The following is a 9,022-nucleotide window of genomic DNA, read 5'->3' on the forward strand; positions in this document are numbered from 1 at the left end:
TTTCGCAAAACAGAAGAGGAATGGCAATGCCGCATTCGAACACCGCTGTGGTGGCTTATCTCGCGTTCGCGGTCGCGGGCGGGTTGGTCGTACGACGGCTGCGCATCGCGGCCGGAATGCGTCGTGGTGACCCAGCGGTCATCGACGCTAAGCGTAAGCGCAACAAGCGTTTCGCCAACAAAATGGTTACCCGTGTCGGGCGAGCCGGTCGCCGACACAGCGTCTTCGCCATCATGGAGTGCACGGGTCGACGCACTGGCCGGCCCTACAGCACCCCGATCCGGGTAGTGGAGCAGCCCGACAGCTTCATCGTCCCGCTCACCTACGGCCCGAAAACCAACTGGTATGTCAACCTGCAGCACAATCCCGGCCTGCTGCACTGGCAGGGCCGCCCAGTCCCAGTAGGCAACCCAACCCCGGTCCCCACCGCTACCGTGGCCCACCTGCTCCCGCCGCCATCGCGGTTCCTGCTCTGGCTCGACGGCACCGACCAGTGCGTGCGCCTGCAGCGGCTTCCCGAATCACCGCACCCCACAAATGATTCGGGAACGAGCGTGACACGGGATGAGCCGTGAGCCGCGCGGCGCAGGCCAGCACGTGCGTTGCGGTCGGTGGGGGCTGCGCGCCGTTTATGTCATGTGAGCCATCGGCCTCATAGCGGGCTAACCACGAGTGCAGCGTCTGACGACGCTCCCACCTTCTCGGCCAGCTGCGAGATCGGCAACAGATCACTTATCGCGGCTAACATGGCCTGATACCGCTGCTCGGCCACGCTCAACCCCCTCATCCAGGGAGTGTCAAGGATCAGCCGAAACCGCTGTAATAAATCAACCGAAACACTGTCAGGCATCACCCGAAGACGAAATGTCAACCATCAACCGACCTCATACAGCTGTTGTGGGGCGGGCGGGGCTCGAACCCGCGACCAACGGATTATGAGTCCGCGGCTCTAACCAACTGAGCTACCGCCCCAGCGCTGCTTGTCACCTTGCCACTTCAGCATTGCTCAGGAGACCTTACCGAAGGCGACGGCGGGTCCCGTGCGGAACCGGACCGCGGCTGCCGGCCCGCGCGCTTCCCCGCGCGGCCGTTTCATCGCCCGCACCGGGCCGAGAATCCTCACACATCGCGCGCAGCGACTCGGCCGCGAACGCGGCGGGGGTGTTAAGCCGGCTCTGAGGAAAGCCACTTGGCACTCGAATTGTGAAACACACGTGGAAGTTGTTTCGTCCCGCCCGTAAAGCAGGAGATGCGCGAAATGAGTTGCGCTGGGCCGCTTCTCTCGCCATCACGTGAGAGACATCCGGGCATTGAGGCCGATGCATCGAGTTTTCCCGCATACTCCAAACGGGTGGATGTCCGAGCGGCCTTCCCAAATTACGCTGATCGCCACACTGTGCGTGACGCCGCGGCGATGTGCGCCAACCGCTGAATGCCATCGGGTCGGTCAGCCATCAATCACGTTGCAGCACTGCTCAATTGGCGCTCAAGTTGCCCGCGCGAATGACCTTTCCGCGGAACTCGCAGCTGCATTCCACCGTGAACCGGCCGAAACAAAACGTATTCTTCCTTTACCTCCCCGTAACCTTCCTCGCTGGTTTCGCGGGAATTTGCGGCGCACACTGCTGCCTTAATACGCGCGTATTACCAAAGAGAAAACAAATCCTGAAAGGAAGTAACGATGGGCAGAACAACTGCGCACCGTCGTCGATCACCTGATGTGCGTGTCGTTCTAGCAGCACTTGCGATTGCGGGGATAGCCGCCGCGCCGATGGTGGCCTTCACCGAGTCCCTCCACCCGGCGAACGCGACGGTGAGCGCCGATCCCACCGATGTCGACTACTACTTCGTTGGCGATGCCGGCGCCGGCGGCGGGGGCGGCGGCTAGGCTGCGGCTCTAACCGACCGAGGTGCCGTACACGTCGCGGCACCTCGGTTGCATTCCGCCATCAGCTGAAGACCGTCTGCCCCTCGGCGTCGAGCAGGTACCGTTCGGTGCCCTCCTCGACGCGGGGGGCGTCGGCGCCCAGCGACACGGCGACCTTGTTGCTGGCGTTGCGCATGACGTCGAAGGTGAGCTCGACGGCCTCGGCCTCGGAAAACCCGGAGCGCACCTCGGCGACGACGTCGGCGACGAGGTGCGCAGGGGTCCAAATTAACCCATCGGTGTAGCGCAGCGCTGCTTTAGCGCGGCGGGTTAACCGACTCGAGTCCTCGTAGCGCTCGATGTCGCCATACAGCGACTCGGATCCCCCGGCGTCCAGCGCGGTGGTCTCGCGCAGCGATTTGCACAGCCGGCAGTTGTGCTGCGCGGCACCACGCAGCCGGACCAGCTCGGCGGTGACAGGGTCCAGCGCCCGCATCCGGGCCACCGCGGGCAGGAACTCGTTGAACACCACGGCGGACGGCTCGGTGGTGTGGTCCCACACGACCGGCCCGGATACCCAGCCCAGATGCTCCGAGCCGACGCCGAGCGCCTCCAGCCCGGCCCGCACCCGCGGCACGAAATCGGCGATGTAGATCTGCGTCACCACGCCAAAGGTGCTGTCGCCCAATGCCTTCCACAACCGCTTGCGCTGCTCACCGGTGACCGCCGACACGTCGGCGCTGAACTGCTCGGCGAACTCGGCTACGACGGCCTCGGCCTCCGACGCGGGCCCGGAAACCTCGACCGCGGACGGTAACGGTGGCAGCGACAAGGTCTGCGCGCACACCCGCCGGACCAGGCCCACAAGGCGCCCGGAGCTGGGGGACCCGGGAAATAAAGCCACCAACTGGGTCAGCATTCCCACACGCTACTGCGCCTGGCTCACCGACGACATGTAGAAGTCCGGAATCCGCAGCGACGGCATGGCCGCCCGGGTGGCCCAGTCGCCCCACTCGCGCGGCAGCGTCTTCTCGCTGGCGCCGGCCTCGGTGGCGCGGCGCAGCAGGTCCAGCGGGCTCTCGTTGAACCGGAAGTTGTTGACCGCCGCGGTCACCTCGCCGTCTTCGATGAGGTAGACCCCGTCGCGGGTCAGGCCGGTGAGCAGCAGCGTCGTGGGGTCGACCTCGCGGATGTACCACAGCGTGGTCAGCAGCAGGCCGCGCTCGGTGCCCGCGATCATGTCGGCGAGCTCGGCCGACCCGCCGGTCATCACCAGGTTGTCGGCGGCGACCGCGACGTTGGCATCGAATTTGTGGGCCGTGGCCCGCGGGTAGGCCAGCGCGTTGATCACCCCGTTGCGGATCCAGTCCACCTGAGAAATCTCCATGCCGTTGTCGAACACCGACACCGTCTCCGAGGAGCTGCTCACCGCGACGAACGGCGTGCACGCCAGCCCGGGCGCCATCGGGTCGGAGAACATGGTCAGCGGCAAATCGGTAAGCCGCTCCCCCACCCGCGTTCCGCCGCCCGGCGCCGAGAGCGCGGTGCGGCCCTCCTCCGCGCCGCGCCCGGCCATCGACCAGGCCAGGTAGATCATCATGTCGGCCACCGTCGACGGCGGCATGATCGTCTCGTAACGCCCCGCGGGCAGCGCGACGCGGCGCTTGGCCCAGCCGAGCCGCATCGCCAGCTGTTCGAGCAGCGAATCGGTGGGCACGTCAACGAAATCGGCGGTGCCGACGCCCGCCCAGGCGCTGGCCTCGCCACGTTTGGCATTGATCTCCACCGCGCCGGTGGGCTGCGTGAAGCGCCGGCGCAGCCCGGTCGACGACGCCAGGAAGGTCGTCGAAACACTATGGTGGGCAAAGCCATACAATCGGTCGGCGCCGCCGAAGCCGCGGCTCAGCGAGTTGGCGACGTCGGAGAACACCAACGGCCCGGTGCCGGGCACCGGCGCGTCCCAATCGGCGGGCTCGCCGGAGCCGGAGAGCAGCGGCGCTGCATCTCCGGCCTCCGGCGCCGATCGGGCCGCCTGCTGGGAAGCCGCGACCAGTCCGGGGATTACCCGCGGATCCACCTCGGCGGAGACCACGGTGCCGATGTGGGCGCTGTCGCCCTGGCGCACCACGGAGATCACGGTGATGCTGCGGTTGACCGAAACCCCGTTGGTGGTCATGGAATTGCCCGCCCAGCGCAACGTCGCCTCGACCTTGTCGGTGACCAGCACCATGGTCTCGCTGGCGCCGCCGAGCTTGGCCGCCTCCTCCAGGACGAGATTGACGGCGTGCTGCGGGGTGATCATCGGGCGCCCTCGCTGACCGTGTTGAGCACGTTGACGCCGCGGAACAGCGCCGACGGGCAGCCGTGGCTGACCGGCGCCACCTGTCCGGGCTGCGCCTTGCCGCAGTTGAACGCGCCGCCCAGTCGCCACGTCGAAGGACCACCCACGGCTTCCAACGAATTCCAGAAGTCGGTGGTGGTGGCCTGATAGGCGACGTCGCGCAGCTGGCCGTCCAGGCGACCGTCGCGAATGCGGAAGAATCGCTGGCCGGTGAACTGAAAGTTGTAGCGCTGCATGTCGATTGACCAGGACTTGTCGCCGACGATGTAGATGCCGTCCTCGACGCGGCCGATCAGGTCCGCGGTACTCACGTCCTCGGCTGCGGGCTGCAGCGACACGTTGGCCATCCGCTGGATCGGCACATGATGCGGCGAGTCTGCGTATGAGCACCCGTTGGAGCGCGGCTGCCCCAGTCGCGGGGCGAACACCCGGTCGAGCTGGTAACCGACGAAGATCCCGTCGCGCACCAGATCCCAGCTCTGCGCGGCCACTCCCTCGTCGTCGTAACCGATGCTGGCCAGGCCGTGCTCGACGGTGCGGTCGGCGGTCACGTTCATCACCGGCGAGCCGTAGCGCATGGTGCCGAGCTTGTCGGGCGTGGCGAACGACGTCCCGGCGTAGGCGGCCTCGTAGCCGATCGCGCGGTCGTATTCGGTTGCGTGCCCGATGGATTCGTGGATGGTCAGCCACAGGTTGGTCGGGTCGATCACCAGATCCGTGGGCCCGGCCACCACGCTGGGCGCCTTGACCTTCTCGGCCAGCAGCGCCGGCAGCTGCGCGAGCTCGTCGGTCCAGTTGAACACCTCGTCGCCGGCCAGCGCCTCCCAGCCGCGTCCCATCGGCGGGGCCAGCGTGCGCATCGAGTCGAAACTGCCCGCCGCGGCGTCGACGGTCACCGCCTCCAGGGACGGCAGCACCCGTACGCGCTGCTGGGTGATCGACGACCCGAACGTGTCGGCGTAGAACGTCTGCTCCTTGACGGCGGTGAGGCCCGCCCACACATGGTCGACGCCGTCGGCCCCAAGCAGGCGCCCCGAGTACTCCTCCAGCACGGCGATCTTCTCGGGCACCGGGATCTCGAACGGGTCGATCCGGTAGTTCGACACCCAGGTGGCGTCGGTGTACACGGGCTCCGCGGCGAGCTCGACGCGCTCGGTGTTCAGCATCGCCAGCGTGGTGGCCACGTGCACGGCGCGGCGCGCGGTCTCGGCCGCCACCGCGGGCGCCAGTTCCGCGTGCGAGGCGAATCCCCACGTGCCGTCGACGATCACCCGCACCGCCAGGCCGACCTCGCGGCTGACGACGGCGGTCTCCAGCTCGCCGTCGCGCAGCTGGATGATCTCGGTGCTGATGCGGTGAAGCCGCAGGTCGGCGTGGCTGGCCCCGGCCCCCTTGGCCGCCGCCAACGCCGCCTCGGCAAGCTCGCGGCGAGGCAGGTCGAGGAAGTCGGAGTCGATCCCCCGGTTCGATGTCACGGCTCCACGTTATCGACCGCTTCCCGCGGCGCGCGGCAGCGCCCGCTTTAATTACCTCCATGGCCAGCGCTGTGCTGAGGAAACAGCCGCGATCCACCGCGCTGGGCTACGCCCTGCTGGCACCCAGCCTGTTCGGAGTCGTCGCCTTTCTGCTGTTGCCGATCCTCGTCGTGATTTGGCTCAGCCTCTACCGCTGGGATCTGCTGGGCCCGCTGCGCTACGTGGGACTGGCCAACTGGCGCTCGGTGCTGACCGACCCGGGCTTCGGCAATTCGCTGGTGGTCACCGCCGTCTTCGTGGCGATCGTCGTCCCCGCGCAGACGGCGCTGGGTCTGCTGGCCGCCGCGATGCTGGCCCGCAGTCTCCCCGGCACCGGCCTGTTCCGCACCGTGTACGTCCTGCCCTGGATCTGCGCGCCGCTCGCGATCGCGGTGCTGTGGCGCTGGATCCTGGCCCCGACCGACGGCGCGGTCAGCACCGTGCTCGGGCACAGCATCGGGTGGCTCTCCGACCCCAGCTTCGCGCTGCCACTGGTCTCGGCGGTGGTCGTGTGGATGAATGTGGGATACGTCGCGCTGTCGTTCCTCGCGGGCCTGCTGGCGATTCCGTCCGACATTTATGCGGCAGCGCGGACCGACGGCGCCACCGCGTGGCAACGGTTCTGGCGCATCACGTTGCCGATGCTGCGCCCGACGACGTTTTTCGTCCTGGTGACCGGGATCGTCAGCACCGCACAGGTTTTCGACACGGTCTACGCCCTCACCGGTGGCGGCCCGGGAGGCAGCACCGATCTGGTGGCCCACCGCATCTACGCTGAGGCGTTCGGCGCGGCGGCGATCGGGCGGGCGTCGGTGATGGCGGTGGTGCTGTTCGTCATCCTGATCGGCGTCACCGTCGTCCAGCATCTCTACTTCCGGCGGCGGATCAGCTATGACCTCGTCTAGTCGCTTGATGAATGCGATCATCTATGCCGGGCTGGTGCTGGGTGCGCTGATCACATTGGTGCCGTTCGGACTCGGCCTGCTGACCTCGTTCACGTCCGCGCACCAGTTCGTGACCGGCACGCCGCTGCAGTTGCCGCGGCCGCCCACGCTGGCCAACTACGCCGACCTGGGCGGCGCCGGGTTCGGCCGCGCGGCGGCGGTGACCGCGCTGATGACGCTGGTGATCCTGGTGGGCCAGCTGACCTTTTCGGTGCTGGCGGCGTACGCGTTCGCGCGCTTGCACTTTCCCGGGCGCGACGCGCTGTTCTGGGTCTACATCGCGACGCTGATGGTGCCCGGGACGGTCACCGTGGTGCCGTTGTACCTGATGATGGCGCAACTGGGTCTGCGCAACACGTTCTGGGCGTTGGTCCTTCCCTTTTTGTTCGGTTCCCCGTACGCGATTTTCCTGCTGCGCGAGCACTTTCGGCTCATCCCTAACGACTTGGTCAACGCCGCGCGCCTCGACGGCGCCAACACGCTGGACGTGATCGTGCACGTGGTGGTCCCGTCCAGCCGGCCGGTGCTGGCCGCCCTGACGCTGATCACCGTGGTCTCGCAGTGGAACAACTTCATGTGGCCGCTGGTGATCACCAGCGGCCACAAGTGGCGGGTGCTCACCGTGGCGACGGCCGACCTGCAGTCGCGGTTCAACTCCCAGTGGACGTTGGTGATGGCGGCGACGACGCTGGCGATCGTGCCGCTGATCACGCTGTTCGTCGGCTTCCAACGCCACATCGTCGCCTCGATCCTGGTTTCCGGGCTCAAATGAGCGGGCGCACAACATGACCCGGCCTCGCTTTTCGACGCTGGTCGCCGGGTCGCTGGTGCTCATCGCGGTGCTGTTGGCCGCCACGGCGGTGCTGCTGGACTACTCCGCCGAGCCCCACGGCGGCAAGATCGTCATCAAGGTGCGGCTGTGGTCCGACCAGATCGCCGCGGCCTATCAGCGGTCGTTCGCGGTCTTCAACCGGGCGCATCCCACCATCGAGGTCCGCACCAACATCGTGTCCTATCCCACCTATTTCGACACGCTGCGCACCGACGTCGCCGGCGGCAGCGCCGACGACATCTTCTGGCTGTCCAACGCCTACCTCGCCGCCTACGCCGACGACGGCCGCCTGCTCGACATCGGCAAGTTGCTCGGCCCGGCAGGCGCCGCGGACTGGGACCCGGCGGTGGTGGACCAGTTCACCCGCGGTGGCGTGCTGTGGGGGGTGCCGCAGCTGACCGACGCCGGTATCGCGCTCTATTACAACGCCGACCTGCTCGAGGCGGCCGGGGTGGATCCCGGGCAGCTCGACGGCCTGCGGTGGAGCCCCGGCGCCGGCGACACCCTGCGCCCCCTGCTGGCCCGGCTGACCATCGACGCCGACGGGAATACGGCGGGCACACCGCGTTTCGATCCCGGGCGGGTCCGCCAGTGGGGCTACAACGCGGCCAACGACCCCCAGGGCATCTATCTGAACTACATCGGCTCGGCGGGTGGGGTGTTCCAGCGGGGCGACGAGTTCGCCTTCGACAATCCCGCGGCGGTGACGGCCTTCCGCTATCTGGTCGGGCTCATCAACGCCGACCACGTCGCGCCGCCGGCCGCCGACACCAACGACAACGGCGACTTCTCCCGCAATCAGTTTGTGGCCGGCCGGATGGCACTGTTCCAGTCCGGCACCTACAACCTGGAGCCGGTGGCCCGCGATGCGCGGTTCCGCTGGGGCGTGGCGATGATGCCAGCCGGCCCCGTCGGCCGGGTGAGCGTCACCAACGGCATTGCCGCAGCGGGTAATTCGGCGACGAAGCATCCGGACGCGGTACGCCAGGTGCTGGCCTGGATGGGCAGCCGCGAGGGCAATGCGTACCTGGGCGACAAGGGCGCCGCGATCCCCGCGGTGCTGTCGGCCCAGCGAATCTACTTCGACCACTGGGCCGCCGAGCGTATCGACGTCACCCCCTTCTTCGCGGTGCTGAACGGCCCGCGCATCCCTGCCCCGAGCGGCGCCGGCTTCGCCGCCGGGTACACGGCTTTGCAGAGCTATTTCAACGAAATGTTCCTGGACCGCGGCGATGTCGGCGCGATGTTGAAGAAGGCTCAGGCCGCGGCCAACGCCGCCGCGCGACGATAGTGTCGTGAATCGATAGTTCCGGAGCACCGTTGTTCTACGGCGAGTCTTCGTCGAAATCGACGTTGGCGCGAAGAAGTACGACCCGTTGTCAAGTGGTTAGTGCAACATTTAGGCGGCTTGGCTAATTAGGTTGGCGAGGCGTTGGGCGGGTGTGTAGAGGTTCAGGGTCGGCCGGGGCCGGCTGTTGAGCTTGTCTTGGATGTGTTTGAGATCGGCTTTGGTGTGGCCGCTGA

The 9,022-nt window shown here is 67.4% G+C and carries 7 protein-coding genes, 1 tRNA gene and 1 pseudogene; 4 read left to right on the forward strand and 5 right to left on the reverse strand.

The features are described 5' to 3' along the window. Positions 1–26 precede the first annotated feature (26 nt). Entirely contained in the window at positions 27–575 is a 549-nt protein-coding gene (locus A5696_RS27305) for a nitroreductase/quinone reductase family protein (RefSeq protein WP_197517054.1), read from the forward strand. Between the two features lie 66 nt (positions 576–641). Here A5696_RS27305 and A5696_RS27775 read toward each other — a convergent pair. The 5 genes and pseudogenes from A5696_RS27775 to A5696_RS22370 form a co-directional block, all read right to left on the reverse strand. Then, positions 642–787 (reverse strand): annotated as a pseudogene (locus tag A5696_RS27775) (helix-turn-helix domain-containing protein); the annotation flags it as partial. A 111-nt stretch (positions 788–898) separates the two neighbouring features. Continuing rightward, a tRNA-Ile gene (locus A5696_RS22355) sits at positions 899–972 on the reverse strand. Positions 973–1,949: 977 nt separating this feature from the next. Continuing rightward, entirely contained in the window at positions 1,950–2,786 is an 837-nt protein-coding gene (locus A5696_RS22360; RefSeq protein WP_067883182.1) for a carboxymuconolactone decarboxylase family protein, read from the reverse strand. A gap of 9 nt (positions 2,787–2,795) precedes the next feature. Further along, a complete protein-coding gene (locus A5696_RS22365) occupies positions 2,796–4,169 on the reverse strand; it encodes a metallopeptidase TldD-related protein (protein WP_067883183.1) in 1,374 nt (457 codons plus the stop codon). Then, positions 4,166–5,683 (reverse strand): TldD/PmbA family protein, encoded by a 1,518-nt coding sequence (locus A5696_RS22370; protein ID WP_067883184.1) that lies wholly within the window; start codon positions 5,681–5,683, stop codon positions 4,166–4,168. Before A5696_RS22370 ends, A5696_RS22365 begins: the two co-directional genes overlap by 4 nt. Before the next feature lie 74 nt (positions 5,684–5,757). On the opposite strand from A5696_RS22370, the gene A5696_RS22375 reads away from it, so the two are divergent. Genes A5696_RS22375 through A5696_RS22385 form a run of 3 tightly spaced genes read left to right on the forward strand, consistent with a single transcriptional unit; the run spans position 5,758 to position 8,789 of the window. Continuing rightward, entirely contained in the window at positions 5,758–6,627 is an 870-nt protein-coding gene (locus A5696_RS22375; protein WP_156738547.1) for a carbohydrate ABC transporter permease, read from the forward strand. Next, positions 6,614–7,438: a carbohydrate ABC transporter permease gene (locus A5696_RS22380; protein WP_067883186.1), complete on the forward strand. Its 825-nt coding sequence runs from the start codon at positions 6,614–6,616 to the stop codon at positions 7,436–7,438. Before A5696_RS22375 ends, A5696_RS22380 begins: the two co-directional genes overlap by 14 nt. A gap of 13 nt (positions 7,439–7,451) precedes the next feature. Further along, positions 7,452–8,789, forward strand: a complete 1,338-nt coding sequence (locus A5696_RS22385; RefSeq protein ID WP_067883187.1) for a sugar ABC transporter substrate-binding protein — start codon at positions 7,452–7,454, stop codon at positions 8,787–8,789. Positions 8,790–9,022 lie beyond the last annotated feature (233 nt).

Source organism: Mycobacterium sp. E2699 (assembly GCF_001666745.1).
GTDB lineage: Bacteria > Actinomycetota > Actinomycetes > Mycobacteriales > Mycobacteriaceae > Mycobacterium.

Coding starts and splice junctions, on each gene's coding strand:
- A5696_RS22365 (WP_067883183.1), bottom strand. CDS start 4,169: ATGATCACCCCGCAGCACGCCGTCAATCTCGTCCTGGAGGAGGCGGCC.
- A5696_RS27305 (WP_197517054.1), top strand. CDS start 27: ATGCCGCATTCGAACACCGCTGTGGTGGCTTATCTCGCGTTCGCGGTC.
- A5696_RS22360 (WP_067883182.1), bottom strand. CDS start 2,786: ATGCTGACCCAGTTGGTGGCTTTATTTCCCGGGTCCCCCAGCTCCGGG.
- A5696_RS22385 (WP_067883187.1), top strand. CDS start 7,452: ATGACCCGGCCTCGCTTTTCGACGCTGGTCGCCGGGTCGCTGGTGCTC.
- A5696_RS22380 (WP_067883186.1), top strand. CDS start 6,614: ATGACCTCGTCTAGTCGCTTGATGAATGCGATCATCTATGCCGGGCTG.